General features: G+C 46.5%; 2 protein-coding genes. Both read left to right on the top strand.

Annotated elements, in window-relative coordinates; all coding sequences use genetic code 11:
- Nucleotides 1-335 precede the first annotated feature (335 nt).
- A complete protein-coding gene (locus AAFF35_RS24245; protein ID WP_342329126.1) occupies nucleotides 336-18,746 on the top strand; it encodes a gliding motility-associated C-terminal domain-containing protein in 18,411 nt (6,136 codons plus the stop codon).
- 22 nt (nucleotides 18,747-18,768) lie between these two features.
- Nucleotides 18,769-19,764 carry a type IX secretion system membrane protein PorP/SprF gene (locus AAFF35_RS24240; RefSeq protein WP_342329125.1) on the top strand — a complete coding sequence of 332 codons (996 nt, stop codon included), beginning with the start codon at nucleotides 18,769-18,771 and terminating at the stop codon, nucleotides 19,762-19,764.
- Nucleotides 19,765-19,769: the final 5 nt, after the last annotated feature.

Below are 19,769 nucleotides of genomic sequence, written 5' to 3'. Positions count from 1 at the left end.
TAAAGGCAATTAAAGAGTTATCTGGGATAACGCTAAATACCTTTATTTATTATATACCATATCTACCTAATATGAGTACATCTACACCTCTCTCAGCAGATTCTGCTGTTCGACTATGTTTATCTTCTTTTTTTGAGAAAAATTTCCCGATTCGTCTTCTGGTCACTACCCGATCTACAGCCCTTTCCCAACCTTTCATTCTTTAATTGCAGTTTATGAAAAAAAACTTCTACTCAAAGCAAATACTGAATTCAGCTATTTCTTTATATGATACAATAAGGTTGTTCGCTAAAAATCAAAGACGGGTATTTTCTGCCATCTGTATTTTGTTTTTTATGTTTTCATTTTCAGCTAATGTTTCTGCTCAGGTTCAGGCCACAGGAGGAACAGGCTTGTATAAGAACAATATTTACTGGTTGAATTTTACGGGATTGGACCTGGCGGCAGGGCAAACTAAAACATTTACATTCACTGTTAACGGAACTGTGGTTACAGCGATTATTGATAATGTAGTTTTCTCTTCGGGTGGTGCAGGGGCAAGGCTAAGACCTTATAGATCTGGCTCATGGCAAGGAGACCGGTTGGATCGCTTATATAATATTGGTGGGACCTCTACAAACAATACATTGGTCAATGCCATTACCACTATACCAGATGGCGCGGATGCGACCTTCCGAATTCGTACCTATGCAACTACCGGTTCCAGCCCTGCGGATATCGGACTGGTTTTCGGAAATGCCGAGGACGACTCCTCTGTTGAATTTACACAGGGTACAACAGATGGAAACAACTGGAAATTACTGGAAAGAATCGTTACCAATAACAACTCACCAAGATCAATCATCTTCAGTAATTTGGATAAAACTGTTCGCTTAAACTGTAGTGAGAATGCTGCACTTTTGTATACAGATAAACCGGTAACAAGCCTTTTAAGTCCTTTAACAATCAATTGTTCTATTCAGGCAGGCGGACTTACTGCCATGGCATTAGGCCTGATGACCTATACGGAAAAGTCGGATGGGCCATTGACTTATGGTTCGCCTGTTCATACACTTACCCCTACCATTACAGGTGGAAGTAATCCTACACCAGGTGTGAATAATACGGTATCCATTGCAAATCCGGAACAGATTGTTCCAGGAGCAGTGACGAAACCCCCAACTCCAAAACTTGGAGCAATAGCGGGGGATTTTGACCCTGCGTCTTTCACTGCTTTAGGGACAAATGCAGATGCCGACAACCTGAACGGAGAAAATGATGAAGATGGGATTGCAAGTTTTCCCAGACTTCGCGTTAATGCAACAACCTATAGTCTGAATGTTGCCGTAGGAAATACTACGGGGCTTCCGGTAAACCTGGTGGGTTGGATAGATTTCAATAGGAATGGAACTTTTGAAGCAGCTGAAGGTGTGCAGGTTAGTGTACCTAATGGAGCGACAACGGCGACTTTAACCTGGACTGGTTTATCAGGACTGGTTGCAGGGCAAACCTATGCCCGTTTCAGAATTTCGAATACGATCGCATCGGTACTCAATACCGCGACCCCGGAATCAGTTATCAGTAACGGGGAAGTAGAAGATTATACTTTACAAATTTTACCACTTGATTTTGGTGATGCGCCAAATAGCTATGGTACCAGGCTGATCGACAATGGACCAAGGCATGCCCTGGACAGCAGGCTTCGCATCGGGGCTACAACTGACGGCGAACCAGATGGACAACCAGTTGCTGCCGGAGCAGATGCCAATGGAACCAACGGGGATGGTCTGGATGAAGATGCTTTTACAACACTGCCGGTGCTCACTGCAGCATCAACGAGCTATAGTATGACTGTTCCGGTTAGCAATACCACAGGTGTTGCTGCGCGGATGCTGGCGTGGGTAGATTTTAATAAAAATGGCACTTTTGAAGCTTCAGAAGGTTTATTGGTCAGTGTCCCTAACAATGCGACTTCAGTCGTATTGAACTGGACCGGCTTGGCGAACCTAAGTGCCGGACTTACCTATGCCCGATTGCGTCTGACCACCGATCCTGTATCTACGGCAACAACGGGAGGAGCAATGACTGATGGAGAAGTGGAAGATTATAGTGTAATGATCGATCGCTCCTATGATTTGGGACTGCTCAAAACTTCGAATCCAACTACTGTTAATGCCGGACAAGGGTTGACTTATACCATCACACTAACCAACAATGGACCAAGTCCGATGTTAGCAGCAGATGTAATTAAAGTGGTAGATAACCTTCCTGCCGGGTTTACGGCCACAAGTTATACTCCTGCGCAAGGTACTTATACCAGTGGTAACGGGGATTGGACAGGACTGACGCTTAGCGCCGGGCAAAGCACAACTTTAACAATAACCGGAACGGTAGCTGGAAATGTGACCAGTGCACTAACAAATACTGTAACGGTAACCAATCCTCCGGGAATCACTGATTTTGTGCCGGGAAACAATACTGCATCGGTTGTCACTAATGTAAACCGTGTAATCGATTTTGAGGTCACAAAAATTTCTACTCCAAATCCCGTAACTGCAGGAGTTGCTTTAACCTATACGGTCACACTAAAAAATAATGGTCCAGGTAGTTTATTGACTTCGGATATCGTTAAGGTGGTAGATGTTTTGCCTGCAGGTTTTACTGCGACAGGTTACACGGTGGCCAATGGCACTTATACAAGTGTTAATGGAAACTGGACCGGACTTACACTTGCCAATGGACAAAGTACTACTTTGACGATTACAGGTACAGTAGACGCAGCGATGACGAGCTCGCTAACAAATACTGCTACGGTAACTGCTCCTGTTGGAATTACAGATCCAGTGCCGGGAAACAATACAGCTACTGATGTCAACACGACTCAGGTAAAACCAGTATTGCTCATTACCAAATTGGGGGCTGCAAATGTAACGGCGGGTAATATTGCGACTTATACCTTAACGATTACCAATACAGGCAGTAGTAATGCGGTTAACGCAGATATTACTGATGCGGTACCTGCAGCATTAACAAATGTAAGCTGGAGCACTGCAGTTGCCGGGGCTGCCCTGGTGACTACTGGCGCCACAGGTACTGGTAATGCGGTAAATCTTAAAGCTAATATTCCTGCAGGAACCGGAAATACAGTTACCGTAACCATTTCCGGAACGGTGAATCCAGGTGCCACAGGAACCGTTAGTAACACCGGAACAGCTACTCCTGCAGAACCAAATGGTACGGGTAGCAATTCAACGGTAAATTCAAATGTGACGAGTACTTCCGGGGTCGTAATTACAAAAACCGGTCCTTCAAATGCGGTCGCCGGAAATGTAATCAGCTATCAGATTGAAGTTGGCAATAATGGACCAAGTAATGCGACAGGAATTGTGATTTCGGATCCTGTTCCTGCTGCTTTAACGAATGTCAGCTGGACTACGCAGATTGCGGGTATATCGACTGTTACTGCAGGCGCTACAGGAAGTACGTCAAATGTAAATGTAACAGCGAATATTGCTGCAGGAGCAGCGAATAAGGTCATTGTTACGGTAACAGGAACTGTTAATCCTGCTTTTACAGGAAATATTACCAATGTCGCGATTGCAACACCAAAAGAAAGCGGAAGCACACCTGTGAGTTCACAAGTGGTTACAGCGGTTCAAAAACAACCTGTATTTACGGTTGCCAAAACCGGACCTGCAACGGCTATTGCGGGCGATAATATTGGTTACATCATTACAGTCAAAAATGCAGGACCTTCCAATAGTTTAAATACAATCATCACGGATGTCGTTCCATCGACCATCAGTAATATAAGTTGGACAAGTGCTGTAACCACTGGTACTGCGCTGATTAATTCAGGAGGGAGTGGAACAGGGAATGCCATCAGCCTTAATGCCGATTTCAACGCAAACAGTACGATACAGATCACTGTTGCGGGAACTATAAATTCAAATGCTACCGGTACGATCACAAATAGCGCCACAGCAACACCTGCAGAACCAGGTGTAACACCAATTACCTCAACGCCGGTAAATACCGTACTTAGTGCAAAATCAGGGTTAACTATCTCGAAAACTGCACCTGCAACTGCAAACTCCGGTGCGGCGATTTCTTATACCATCACCGTTGGAAATACAGGGCCAAGTAACGCCATCGCTGCAAGTATTAACGACATTATTCCTACAGAAATTCAGGGGGTAACCTGGAGCTCTTCCATTACGGGGGCAGCAACAATCACTTCCGGAGCTAGCGGAACGGGTAATAATCTACAGGCAGTGGCCAATATTCCGGCCGGAACAGGTAATAAAATTGTATTCACCGTCAATGGAACTGTTAGCGCTGCTTTCAACGGAAATAGCGCCAATACCTCCTCAGTAACAGCAACAGAACCGGATAGTCCTTCACCTACCTCTACAGCGACTACCGCTGTAAGCAGGATCCCAGAATTGCTGGCCACGAAAAACGGACCTTCCAATATAATTGCAGGAGATGCCATCAGCTATAAAATCATCATTAGCAATACCGGTATCGGTGATGCTATTGGTACCACAATTAAAGACGCTGTTCCTGCGAAGATTACCAATGTCAACTGGGTGGTCAGCAAGACAGGAACGGCAAGTTTTGCGGGAAATGCATCCAATACAGGAAACAACATCAGCTTTACAGGAAATATTCCAGCCGGAGCTGGGAACACGATCGTTATCGATGTGACCGGAACGGTACTGCCTTCTGCGACAGGAAACTTTAGCAATATGGCATTGGCGATTCCGATAGAACCAGTACCTACCGTAAATTCGAATACGGTAGTCACCACGATCTCTAACCAATCCGGATTGGTGATGTTGAAAAACGGACCTTCCACCGCACAAGCAGGAACTGCCATATCTTATACTTTAAAAATTAGCAATACCGGCTTGAGCGATGCGATGAATGCCTTGATTACAGATGCAGTTCCGGCACAAATTAAAGGTGTTAGCTGGAGTGCTGCAGTTCAGGGAGCAGCAACACTTATCGGCACCGGCAGCGGAACAGGAAATGCAGTAAGCCTGAATGGTAATATTCCAACGGGTGCTGCAAATGCCATTCTGGTGACGATCAACGGAACTGTTGATCCTTCCTTTAGTGGCAGCATTAGCAATACCGGCACAGCAGATCCATCAGAAATTGGCAGTCCTTCTTCCAGTTCTACCGTAACCACACAAGTGGGTCGTACTCCGGTACTGACCATTACTAAAACAGGGCCTGCTACTTTAAACGCAGGTCAGAACATCAGCTATACCATAGAAGTAACCAATACCAGTGTCGCTGATGCACAAGCATTGGTGATTACTGATGCTGTGCCTGCAGAAATCGGGAATGTAAACTGGAGCGCCAGCACTGCAGGTGCTGCAGGATTGATTGGCACAGGTACGGGTACAGGGAATGCGATCAGCATTACCGGTAATCTTCCAACGGGAGCGGCGAATAAAATCACCATCACGGTGACAGGAACCGTTGCGGCTTCATTTAATGGATCACTGGCAAATACTGCAACAGCTGAGCCGGCGGAACCGGGAACAACCCCTAAATCTGCAACCGCTACGACTGCTGTTAGCAGAAAACCAATTTTGAGCATTGTAAAAGCGGGACCTGCAACAATTACCGCAGGTCAGCAGATTACCTATACAGTAACGGTTTCAAATACGGGAACTTCCAATGCAGTTGCAGTTGCAATTGCAGATTTGATCCCTGCCAGTATTAAAACGGTAACCTGGACTTCAGCAGTATCAGGGACCGCTCTGGTGAACACCGGAGCCACAGGCTCAAACAATAATCTGGCAGTTTCTGCCGATATTCCCGCTGGTTCGGCAAATAAGGTGACTTTAACGATTAGAGGAACGGTAGATCCGGCCTTTAGCGGAAGTATCGTCAATACCGCTACCGCTACACCATCAGAAGCTGGCACTACGGCGGTAACCTCTACTACAACGGCCACAGCAAGCCGTACTCCGGATGTGAGCATCAGTAAAACTGGTCCTGCAACATTGATTTCAGGGCAGAATATCAGCTATACCATTACTATAAATAACTTCAGTAGCTCTGATGCCAAAGCGTTGGTGATTGCGGATCAGGTGCCGGCAACAATTACCGGGGTGAACTGGTCTGCCGCAGTAAGTGGAGGAGCAGTCATTAATGGTACGTCAAATGGAGTAGGAAATGCGATCAGTATTACCGGGGATCTCCCTGCAGGAACGGGGAATGTGATTACCATAACAGTAAACGGAACCGTATCTCCAGCCTTCAACGGTACGATTACCAATACAGCCAGTGCGACTCCGGCAGAGCCAGGAACGGTTGCCAAAACAGCAACGAGTACCACTACAATTAGTAAAATACCTTTATTAAGTATTCAAAAAACCGGGCCTGCAACGATTTCTGCAGGTCAACAGATCAACTATACATTAACAATTAACAATACAGGAACAGCGAATGCAGACAATGCCACCATTACAGATGTGGTTCCAGCGGGAGTTTCGAATGTAAGCTGGACTGCTGTTGCCGAAGATGGAGCTGCCATTGTGGGTACGGCATCAGGTACGGGCAATAACATCAGTGTCAACGCGAATATCCCGGCAGGCGTAACTAATGTGGTGAAAGTAAACATTCAGGGAACAGTCAATGCATCGGCAACGGGCACGTTGAGTAATACCGGCACCGTGACCCCAGCTGAAGCAGGAACTACACCTAATAGCTCTAATGTGACCACGACTTTGCAATCTACTCCTGGTATTACATTATCCAAATCCGGTCCTTCTCAAATTGCGGCAGGACAAACCGTTACTTATACCGTGATTGCGGGCAACAGTGGCCCATCTGACGCGACCAATTTAAGCATTAGCGATCTTGTACCAGCCCCGTTAACCAATGTCAGCTGGAGCACAGCGGTTGAGGGTACAGCAAGTGTAACTTCTGGTGCCAGTGGAACCAATAACAATAGTGTGGCAGTTAATGGAAATATTGCCGCAGGAGCAGGAAATAGGATCTTGATTACCATAAGCGGGCAAGTACCTTCCTCTACAGGATCAACTTCATTCGCGAATACCGCTACGGCTACACCTTCAGAACCTGGAGTACCTCCGGTGAATTCGAATACCATTACGACGACTATCAATAAAAAGATAACCATCTCGGCAGTGAAATCAGCAACTGCTGCACTATTTGCCGGTGAGAATATTACCTATACGCTGGAAGTGAAGAACAGTGGGCCAAGTGATGCTTTAAATTTGTTGGTGGCTGATCAGCTGCCTGCAGGAATCATCAATGTCAACTGGACGACTAGTGCCTCAGGTACAGCGTCGTTGATTTCAGGAGGAATAGGGAGCGGATCTGCATTGAGCCTAAGCGCAAATATCCCGGCTGGTGCTGCCAATGGAATTCTGGTAACTGTAACAGGTAAAGTAGACCCATCGTTTGCAGGTACACAACTAGTCAATGTCTTTAATGTAACGCCTTCAGAACCGGGCAATCCGCCGGTAACTTCCAATACGACGACGACATTAATCAGTAGAAAAGCAGACCTTCAGATTCAAAAAACAGGACCTTCAACGGTGGTTGCAGGTCGCGCTATAAATTATACGATTACCGTAAATAATGCAGGGCCTTCCAACACGGACAACGTAAATATCGCCGATGCGGTTCCGGCAGGAATCACAGGTGTGACCTGGATGGCTACGGCTCAGAATGGGGCAGCTATAAATGGCAGCGCGTCAGGGTCAGGGAATAGTATTGCGGTTCTGGCCGCAATTCCTTCAGGAGCGGGTTCGGTAACAATCAATGTCTCAGGAACTATTGCAGCAAACTTTGCAGGAACCTCATTGATCAACACGGCTACGGCGACACCAGAACCAGGTATTACAGATCTTACACCAGCCACAAGTACAGTGACGACTGCAGTCGGCCGTGTGGCAAATGTGAGGATCATTAAATCCGGACCTGCAAACGTCATTGCAGGAGATGGGATCACTTATAATATTAGAATTGTTAATGATGGTCCGAGTGATGGACCTGGAGTCGTTGTTTCAGATGCACTTAATGCCTTGGTTACGAATGCTACCTGGACAGCTACAGGACTTAACGGCGCTACAGTAAGTGCAACAAACGGATCCGGAAATGTGAACTTTACTGCAGGAATCCCTGCCGGAACAGGAGAGGTTGAGGTGGTCATCACAGGAACAATAAATCCTGCGGCTACTCCAACTACGTTTACCAATACGGCAACGGCGGATTTCCCTCCGGGAAGTCTGGTTACCGATCCGGATCTTTCTTCCAATACCAGTACAGTTCCAACGGAAGTCGTGCTGCAAACTGATTTGCTGGTTTCCAAAAGTGGACCTGCAACGATTGATATTGGGGATAGAATCGATTATTCCATAGAGATTAAAAACGGAGGAATCAGTAACATTACCAATGCATCCATTACCGATATTGTTCCGAATTCCGTTGAGGTCACGAACTGGACAATTACGCCTTCAAATGGAGCTACTATTGCCGGTTCTCCCAATATGTTAACCGGAACAGGCAATTCTATTGTGACTACCGGTGATATTCCTGCTACTGCCCCTGGCATGATGCCTGCTCTCATTCTGATCAGGATAACAGGCACCGTGAAAACCACTGCTGCTGCAAGTTTTACCAATGAAGTTGTGGTAACTGCGAACGGAGAAGAAAGGAGCGCGGTAACCACCTCTGTAAATCAATCTACCGATGTTTATGTCGAGAAAAGTGGCCCTCAATCGGTGATTGCAGGATCTACGATAAATTATCAGCTGAAAATCGGAAATGACGGACCTGTTAATATTACCGGTCTGACTATCGCTGATAACATCCCTGCAGACATTAAAAATGTTATTTGGACCAGCACTCTGTTTGGAACTGCGACACTTACGGGCGCTACCCAGGGAAATACCAATAGCATCAGCACTACGGCAAACATAACAGCAGGTGCAGCCAATTATATTCTGATTAATGTTCAGGGAACAGTAGATGCTGCAACAGCAGGTAAAAACATGACCAATACTGCAGCAATTACGCTGCCTCCGGGTAAATCAGATTTTAATAACGCTAATAATACCAGTTCAGTAGTCACCGCGATCACTTCCAAATCAGGACTGTCTGTTCGTAAGATGGGACCTTCTGATGCTGTGTCAGGTGCTGAAATTACTTATACCGTTCTTGTCTCAAATGCCGGACCGAGTAATGTTGTACAGACGGCGATTACTGATGTCGTGCCTTCAAACATAAAAAATGTAAGCTGGACTTCTGCTCAGACCGGAAGTGCAAACATTACTGCTGGTGCAACAGGAACAAACAATAATAATGTCAGCCTTGTTGCGGATATTCCGGCAGGTGCAGGAAATGAAGTGAGTATTACGATAAAAGGAACCATCGATCCCGGATTTGCGGGGCAATTGGTTAACAATGCAGTGGCTACACCTGTAGAACCAGGGAACCCGCCGGTAACTTCAGAGAATGTAACCACCAATGTATCTAATAAATCAGGTTTAAGCATTGTGAAATCCGGACCTTCCCTGGTTGATGCCGGAGGAACGGTACAATATAGTATTGAGGTCAGCAATGCAGGACCGGGTAACGCAGTTGCTGCGGTCATTACTGACCAGGTTCCTGCAGGTTTAACCAATGTGCGTTGGACAACAGCAACGACCACAGGTGCTATAGTTACTGCCGGAGCAACAGGAACGAATAATAATGCGGTTTCGGTAACGGCAAACCTTCTTGCAGGAGCAGGGAAATTAACGATTACGATTATCGGGGATGTACCGGCAAACAGTGCGGTGGGCAATCTGTTGAATTCGGCAATAGTGACGCCAGCTGAACCTGGCAATCCGCCGGTAAGCGCTAATGAGGTAACCACGGCAATTGTTAAGAATGTTAGCCTGAGTTTAACCAAATCCGGTCCTGCCACATTGAATGCAGGAGAAGCCATTACTTATACCATAGCCATAAAAAATGCAGGACCTTCGAATGCAACGGCAGCAAGACTGACAGATGTGGCTCCGGAAAATATCAAAGTGGTGTCCTGGACAAGTACGGTAACTGGAGGTACGGTGATCGGTTCAGGAGGTACGGGAACAGGAAACAACTTGGATCTGACTGCCGATATTCCTGTAAACGGAACAATCCTGGTTAATATAAAAGGTACTGTAGATCCATTATTTGCGGGAACACTGACCAACACAGCTACATTAACACCAACTGAAGCGGGAGAGACACCAATTAATGCAGTGGCCGCCACAACGGTTAAAAAATTAACGAAATTACTGATCAGCAAAAGCGGCGCAGCAAATGCCATCGCCGGTCAGGTGATGACCTATCAGATCAAAGTATCCAACGAAGGACCTAGTACGGCACTTGGGGCATTGATCACAGATGCCATTCCGGCTCAACTGGAAGAGGTCAGCTGGACAACAAATGTAACTGGTGGATCAGTCGTTACTGATGGTATAACCGGAACGGGGAATGCTTTAAGTGTAAAAGCAAATATTCCGGTAGGACAACAACATGAAATTACCATTACCGTTACAGGTAAAGTTTCTGCATCTTATGCGGGAACAATCAGCAATATCGCTACAGTAACCCCTGCTGATCCGGACAATCCGCCGGTAGTTACCCCACCGGTAGAAACAGTGGTTGTTCAGCGCCCTGTGATTGTCATAAGTAAAACTGGTCCGGCTACGGCTACTGCTGGTGGAGCCATTACCTATACGATTGAAGCCAATAATACCGGGTTGAGTGATGCCACTAATCTGGTCATTACTGATGCGGTACCTGCAGACATCAGGAATGTAAGCTGGACAGCTGTCGTTTCGGGTAACAGTACCATTAATGGATTGAATCAGGGATCTGGTAATTCGATCAGTTTAAATGGCAATATTCCTACAGGAGTCAATCATAAAATTACGATTACCGTAAATGGAACGATAGATCCTTCTTTTGCCGGCACATTGAGCAATACAGCTACTGCTACCCCTGCAGAGCCAGGTAACCCACCTGTGGTTACGCCACCTGTGACTACGGTGGTGACACAGTCGCCGGTAATTGTTGTCAATAAAACCGGTCCTGCCACCGCAACTGCGGGTGGAGCGATCAGTTATGTGATTGAAGTTAGCAATACCGGTTTGAGTAATGCTAAAAACCTGGCGATCTCAGATGTCCTTGATCCTGCAATTACTGGAGCAACCTGGACAGCCTCAATCGCTGGAAGCAGTACCATCAATGGTGCTGCTACGGGATCTGGAAATGTAGTATTGAATGGTAACATTCCTGCTGGTACTGGTAATAAGATCAGTATCACCGTGAATGGAATATTGAATCCTGATTTTGCAGGTAAGATTACCAATGTGGTTACCGGTACGCCTTCAGAACCAGGAAATCCTCCGGTGGTTAGCCCTCCGGTAGAGACCAATGTAGAGAAGAATCCTGTGATTGTCGTAACCAAAACCGGACAGGCAACTGCCACTGCGGGAGGAGAAGTTACCTATACAATTGTAGTGGTCAATAATGGATTAAGTAACGCATCGGGTACGTCTGTTGTAGATGACGTTCCTGCAGAGCTGATTAATGTGAACTGGACGGCCGTACAAACTGGTGCAGCAACGGTGATTGCCGGAGCTTCAGGAACAGGAAATCAGGTTCGGGTAACCGGAGATTTACCTGCAGGAAATTCAAATAATAAAATTACCATTACCGTAAAAGGAACGGTTAGTCCTGCATTCTCAGGAAAGATCAATAATGTGGCTACGGCTTCGGTTCCAGGAATCAATGTTCCAAATGTAGTTACTCCCCCTGTAGAAACAGAGGTAGGATCTAAACCGGGAATTGTACTTCGTAAGGACGGCCCTTCTGCTGCAATTTCGGGATCACAAATTACGTATACGATTACGGCTGGAAATACAGGATTGAGTAATGCACAGAACCTGTTGATTACAGATGATGTTCCGGCCTCACTAAGCGATGTGAGCTGGACCTCAAATGTCACCGGAACAGCAGTTGTGAACAACGGAGGAAGCGGAACTGGCAATCTGATCCAGTTAATGGGTAACCTTCCTGCCGGCATCGCCAATACGATTGTCATTACGGTTAAGGGAACCATTGATCCTTCATTTAATGGGAATCTGACGAATAAAGCAACGGCCAGCCCATCAGAGCCTGGTATTGTTCCGGTAGATGCAACGAGTACTGCGGTGGTGAGTAAAACACCTGTTTTGGCTATCGCTAAAAACGGACCTGCTGCGATCTCTGCAGGTCAGGACATTACGTATACGATTAATGTTAGCAATACTGGAACCGCAAATGCAGACAATGCTTCCATTATTGATCAGATTCCGCTGAATATAACCGGTGTAACCTGGACAACAACTATAAATGGGGCAGCAAGTGTCTTGAGTGGTGCAGTAGGAAATGGCAATAACCTTTCTGTCAATGTGAATGTTCCTGCAGGTGCAGCGAATACGATTTTGATTACTGTAAAAGGAAAAGTAAACCCATCGGCAACGACAGATTTAGTGAACAAAGCAACGGTAACGCCGTCAGAACAAGGTACCGTTCCGGCAAGTTCAACGGTAACGACGACCATCAAATCGGAACCTTCAGTAAGCCTGGTTAAAAATGGACCATCGCAGATCTCTGCAGGTCAGACCGTAACCTATACTTTAATTGCTGGGAATAACGGACCATCAGATACACGTGATCTCGTGATTACTGACCCTGTTCCTGCCGGACTGACCAATGTAAGCTGGTCTGCAACGACTGAGGGTGCAGCTACGCTCATCAGTGGCGCTACCGGTTCAGGCAATGCCGTTTCTGTAAAAGGAGACATCAATGCCGGTGCTGCCAACCGCATCCTGATTACTATTACCGGAAAGGTTCCGGGATCAGCAGCAGCAGGAGTATTAACAAATACAGCCACTGCAACACCATCAGAACCAGGTATTCCTGCGGTACCTTCCAATACCATCACCACTACCATAGATCATAAATTAAACATCAGGGCAGTGAAATCTGCACCAACTTTCATTGCTGCAGGAGAAGGCATCAGTTATACCCTCGAGGTATTTAACGATGGCCCTGCCGATGCAGCGAATCTGGCGATCAATGATGTGATCCCTTCAGGCATCCTAAATGTGAGCTGGACAACGAGCACTGCGGGCACCGCTGGTATTGTGGCAAATGGAAGCGGTAGCGGCACTACGGTAAACCCAAGGGTGAATATCCCTGCGGGTGCTGCAAATTCAGTAACGGTACTGATCAAAGGAGATGTTGATCCTGGTTATACAGGCGCAACATTGAAAAATAGCTTTACTGCGACTCCATCTGAACCGGGTAATCCTGCGGTGCCATCTGAAGAGGTGATCACCAATGTGGTTAAAACAGCGGATCTTCAAATTCAGAAAACAGGACCTTCTACAGTAGTTGCAGGTTCTGCCGTCAGTTATACCATCAATGTGAAAAATGCAGGTCCAAGTCATGCAGGAACGGTAAATATTGTGGATGTTATTCCTACTGGTTTAACCGGTATCAGCTGGACGGCTACCGCTCAGAATGGTGCCGCCATTATCGGAGCCAATACCGGAACAGGTAACATCAATTTAAATGCATCGATCCCTGCAGGTAATGCAACAGTGCAGATTCTGGTAACAGGAACAGTTGCGGCAAATTACACAGGTACCAGTCTGGTGAATACTGCTACAGCAACACCTGGAGCCGGAATTACAGATCCAACGCCTGCAACAAGCACAGTAACTACTGCAATTACCAGGGTGGCGAATGTGAGGATTACTAAATCCGGACCTGCAGATGTTGCAGTAGGGGAAATGATGACTTATAACCTTCGTATTGTTAATGATGGACCAAGTGATGCGATAGGTGTATTGATCAAAGATGTGATTCCGGGGAACCTGGAAGCAGGGGCAACATGGACAGCAACGCTGACCGGTACGGGAACATCGTTAAGTGCCATTAACGGTACCGGCGACCTTGATCTTGTGGGAAATATTCCTTCGGGAACAGGTGTCATTAGTATCAATATCAGTGCGAAAGTAAAAGCAAGTAATCCGGATAAAGCAATCTTTACCAATACGGCAACTGCTTTCTTCTCTCCGGGAAGTTCGGTTACAGATCCGGAATTAAGTTCGAATACCAGCACTGTACCAACCATCATCAACAATGATCCGGTGCTTAGGGTATCGAAAAGTGGACCTTCAGCGGTCAATATCGGCGATCCGATAAATTATAGAATTGTGATTAGAAATGGTGGTGCAGGTAACATTACCAATGCCGATATTTCAGATCCTGTTCCTGCGGATGTGGCGGTGAGCAGTTGGACTGCAACCAATACAGGCAGTGCAACCATTATCGGAACTGCTACAGGTACAGGGAACAACATCAATTTCAAAGCAGACATTCCTGCAGATAATAATCCTTTGACTGCAATAACCATCGATATTCAGGGAACGATTAAAGCTACAGCTGGAGCCATCTTTACCAATACGGTAACGGTTACTGCTAACGGAGAAAGGAAAAGCTCAGTGGTGACTGCGGTAAATCAGTCTACTGATCTTAAGATAGAGAAAACAGGACCTCAGGCATTGACTTCAGGATCTAGCATTGCGTACACGATTAAAGTAAGCAATCAAGGTCCGATAGATGTAGCTGGCCTGACCATTAACGACAATGTTCCTGCAGAAATCGGCCAGATCAACTGGACCGCTCAGGCCTTTGGGACTGCAAGTTTGGTTGGTGCCCCGGGCGGGTCATCAAATGCGGTGATGGCAGTAGCAAATGTTCCGGTAGGTGCAGCCAACTACGTTCTGATCAATGTGAATGGAGTAGTCAATGCCAATACGCCATCAGGTAGCATCAGTAATGTGGCCACTGTAAGCGTGCCAAATGGTATTGCAGATTTCAATCCGACGAATAATACAAGTACAGTAAATACGCAGATCAGTTCTGTATCCGGATTAAGCATCAGCAAATCAGGACCTCCAAGCGGAGTTTCCGGTTCTGCAATTACTTACACCATAAGAGTGAAAAACAGTGGACCAAGTAATGCCAGTCAGGCACAGATTAAAGATGTGGTGCCGGCAGGAGTGACAGCGGTTAGCTGGATCGCAACTTCAGCGGGTACTGCAGTCATCAATTCGGGAGCTACCGGAACAGGAAGTACAGTGATCGTTTCGGCAAACATTCCTGCAGGTGCAGCGAATGAAATCAACGTTACGATTAACGGAACCATAGATCCTGGATTTAGCGGACAACTGTTAAACAATGCAACAGTTACGCCTTCAGAACCAGGCAATCCTCCGGTAACCTCGGGCGATGTGACGACTACGGTAAGCAATAAGTCAAATGTGAGGATTGTGAAATCCGGACCAACAAGTATAGAAGCGGGTAAAATGGTCAATTATACCCTTGCACTCAGCAATGCAGGTCCTGGAAATGCGATGAATGTGGATGTATCCGATGCGGTTCCTGCAGTGTTAAGAGGAGTTAGCTGGACAGCTACCGCCAATTCAGGAGCGGTAATCAGGTCAGGTGCAACAGGCGGAGGAAATGCAGTCGCCCTTAAAGTGGATCTTCCCGCAGGAAATGGTACTGTAACGGTCAATATTACCGGATTAGTACCTGCGAATGCAGCAAATGGAAGCTTCAGCAATACGGCTACTGCGACTCCTGTTGAGCCGGGAAATCCTGCAGTACCTTCTAATATCGTGACGACTGCTATTGTCAATAATGCGAATTTAAGCCTTGTGAAAAGCGGCCCTGCGGCACTAAATTCCGGAGAAGCCATCAGCTATACACTGAGGATCAGCAATAGTGGACCATCGGATGCAATAGGATTGAAAATTAATGATGTTGTTCCTGCTCAGGTAACAGGCGTTTCCTGGACCAGTACCCTTGAGGGTGGAGCAACGATCAGCTCAGGAGCAAATGGTACTGTAAATAATGTAGACATCACAGCGAATGTACCTGCAAACGGAAATATTCTCGTAACCATTATCGGTCGCGTAAATCCAACTTTTGCGGGAGTTATCCTAAATAAAGCGACCATTACTCCTGCCGATCCTGCCAAACCAGTGATTGGTTCAGAAGTGAGTACTACGGTTAAAAATCTGTCCAGCTTAAAAATCAGCAAAACAGGTCCTGCAAGAGTAACCGCAGGTCAGGTAATGAAATACCAGATTAAGGTAAACAATAACGGTCCTGGTACGGCACAAAATGCAGTCATCAGCGATGTTGTTCCTGCTCAATTAAAAGGAGTAAGCTGGATTGCCACCGCTACAGGAAATGCGACGATCTCTAATGGACAGACCGGAACTGGAAACATCCTGAGTGTAACTGCAACGGTTCCATCCGGAACAAATGACGTCATCACGATTGACATCACCGGTACGGTTGATGCCTCTTTTGCAGGTAAATTAAGCAATACTGCAACGGTAACGCCGCTAGAACCTGGTAATCCGCCAGTGGTTACGCCACCGGTAGAAACGGTATCAACATTGAGACCAGGTGTCACGATTACTAAAACAGGTCCGGCAACAATTACCGCGGGAGCTCCGATTACCTATGTAATTACTGCAGGTAACACGGGACTGAGCAACGCCAAAGACCTGATGATTACCGATAATGTGCCGTCACAAATCAAAAATGTACAATGGATAACCAGCATTTCCGGAACAGCGGGAGTAACAACCGGAGCAACCGGATCGGGTAATGCTGTTGCTGTAAAAGGAGACATTGCCGCAGGAGCAGCGAATAAAATCACCATTACCATTACCGGTACGGTTGATCCTGCTTTCTCTGGTAAGCTGAGCAATTTTGCCACAGGTACTCCTGCAGAACCTGGTAATCCGCCAGTGGTTACGCCACCGGTAGAAACGACTACGGATCAAAAACCGGGTATCACGATTACCAAAACAGGTCCGGCAACAATTACCGCAGGAGCTCCGATTACCTATGTGATTACAGCGGGTAACACTGGACTTAGCAATGCAAAAGACCTGGTAATTACCGATAATGTACCATCACAAATCAAAAATGTACAATGGACGACCAGTATTTCGGGAACAGCTGGAGTAACAACCGGAGCAACCGGATCAGGTAATGCTGTTGCTGTAAAAGGAGACATTGCCGCAGGAGCAGCGAATAAAATCACCATTACCATTACCGGTACGGTTGATCCTGCTTTCTCTGGTAAGCTGAGCAATTTTGCCACAGGTACTCCTGCAGAACCAGGTAATCCTCCGGTAGTCACGCCGCCGGTAGAAACGACTACGGATCAAAAACCGGGTATCACGATTACCAAAACAGGTCCGGCAACGATTACTGCGGGAGCTCCGATTACCTATGTGATTACTGCGGGTAACACTGGACTGAGCAATGCAAAAGATCTGGTGATTACCGATAATGTGCCAGCGCAAATCAAAAATGTACAATGGACGACCAGCATTTCCGGAACAGCGGGAGTAACGACCGGAGCAACCGGATCAGGTAATGCTGTTGCTGTAAAAGGAGATATTGCCGGGGGAGCAGCAAATAAAATCACCATTACCATTACCGGTACGGTTGATCCTGCTTTCTCTGGTAAGCTGAGCAATTTTGCTACAGGTACTCCTGCAGAACCAGGTAATCCGCCAGTGGTCACGCCACCGGTAGAAACCACTACGGATCAGAAACCGGGCATCACGATCAGTAAAACAGGTCCGGCTACCATCGGCGCAGGGGCAAACATTACTTATGTAATTACTGCAGGTAACACCGGACTGAGCAATGCCAAAGATCTGGTGATTACGGACAATGTACCATCACAAATCAAAAATGTACAATGGACGACCAGCATCACCGGAACTGCTGCGGTCACAGCCGGAGCAACCGGATCAGGTAATTCGGTTGTTGTTAAAGGAGACATTGCTGCCGGTGCGGCCAATAAGGTGATCATTACCGTCACAGGTACTGTTGACCCTGCTTATGCCGGTCCTTTAAGCAATACCGCAACGGGTACACCAGCGGAACCAGGTGTTCCACCGGTAGTGACCCCTCCGGTAGAAACTGAAGTGAGCAAAATAGCGGCACTGACGATTACCAAAACCGGACCTGTCCAATTGAAATCCGGCGACCTGATCACCTATGTCGTAGAGGTTAGCAATACTTCTTTGAGTAATGCAGATAACGCGACCATTGCCGATTTAATCAGCAGTGATATTCAGAATGTGAAATGGACCACCGAAGCGCTGGGAACCGCAAAAATCCTATCTGGAGGAACTGGAAGCAGCAGCAACGTAAACGTTGGGGCAGATCTTCCGGCGGGTGCAGGAAATAAAGTGATCCTGACCATTACGGGTAACATTTCCAAATCATTTACCGGCAAGATCGAGAATACCGCAAGGGCGCTTTCCAACGGAGGGACTACGGAAGTCAGCAGTAATTTGGTTTCCACAACGGTAGACAATGCAGACTTTATCATTCCTAATGTCATTACACCAAACGGAGATGGCAGCAATGATACCTTCAAAATCAAGGGACTGGAAAACTATCCGGGAACACAGGTGACGATCTTCAACAGATGGGGCAATGAAGTTTACCGTTCTGGCAATTATACCAATGATTGGGATGGTAGTCAGCTGAATGAAGGTACTTATTACTACCTGATCCTCAGGAAAGAGAAAACAGGTAGTACGACCACGTTTAAAGGATGGATGTTTATAAAAAGGTAATACAAATTAAGACAGACTAAAGATGAAAGATTTAAAAAAATATAGTTTATTATCCCTGCTGATCCTCAGTTTGAGCAGTGGATACGCGCAGCAGACGATCCAGTTCAGTCAGTATGTTTTTAATGGTCTTGCCGTTAATCCAGCCTACGCCGGTTATAAAGAGGATTGGACAGCCAACTTCAGTTTCCGCTCTCAATGGGTGGGAATTGAAGGGGCTCCACGTACCGCAACGGCCTCTTTTGATGGGGTAACCGATCAGCAGGGAAAGAAGATGGGTTTGGGTTTTATTGCCGCAACAGACCGTTTAGGCCCTCAGAATACCTCTGCTTTTTATGCCAATTATGCCTATCGTTTGCAATTGGATGCTGAAGATACCAAGCGCTTGAGTTTTGGTATCGGTGCCGGGGTTACCCAATACAACCTGGATGGTGCTAAGTTTATCGCTACCGATCCGGGAGATGGGGCAATTCCGATAGGAAATGAAAGTAAGCTGAAACCGGACGTTCGTTTTGGCGTTTATTTTTATACGCCTAAGTTTTACATTGGTGCATCGGTCATGGACCTGCTGTCGGGCATGAGAAAAGAGGACATTCAGACCGAAGGAGATTACAAAGTGCTGCGTCAGGTTCGACACATTTACCTGACAGGTGGGGTGATGATCCCTTTGTCGGAATCATTGGACCTGAAGCCGACCTTTATGCTGAAAGAAGATTTCAAAGGACCAACCAATTTAGACCTGAATGCTTATTTGCTGATCAGTAAAGTGGTCTGGCTGGGTGCTTCATATCGTACCGGGGTGACCTTATGGGATAAGAAAAACCTGCAAAAAGGCTTGAATCAGAGCGATGCAGTTGCCGGGATTATAGAGCTTCAGATGAGCAATCGTTTTCGTCTGGGTTATTCCTTTGACTATACGACGAGTAAACTTTCCAGCTATCAGAGCGGGTCGCATGAGCTTTCTTTAAGCATCAGCTTCCCTGGAAAAAAAGCAAGAGTATTGAGTCCACGTTATTTTTAAGCTGA

This window comes from Pedobacter sp. FW305-3-2-15-E-R2A2 (assembly GCF_038446955.1).
GTDB lineage: Bacteria > Bacteroidota > Bacteroidia > Sphingobacteriales > Sphingobacteriaceae > Pedobacter.
The sequence above is the reverse complement of the archived record's forward strand: the minus strand, read 5'-3'. Positions and strand labels throughout refer to the sequence as shown.

What these genes read in the sequence shown, in the direction of transcription:
- AAFF35_RS24245 (WP_342329126.1), top strand. Translation starts at nt 336, where the DNA reads ATGTTTTCATTTTCAGCTAATGTTTCTGCTCAGGTTCAGGCCACAGGA.
- AAFF35_RS24240 (WP_342329125.1), top strand. Translation starts at nt 18,769, where the DNA reads ATGAAAGATTTAAAAAAATATAGTTTATTATCCCTGCTGATCCTCAGT.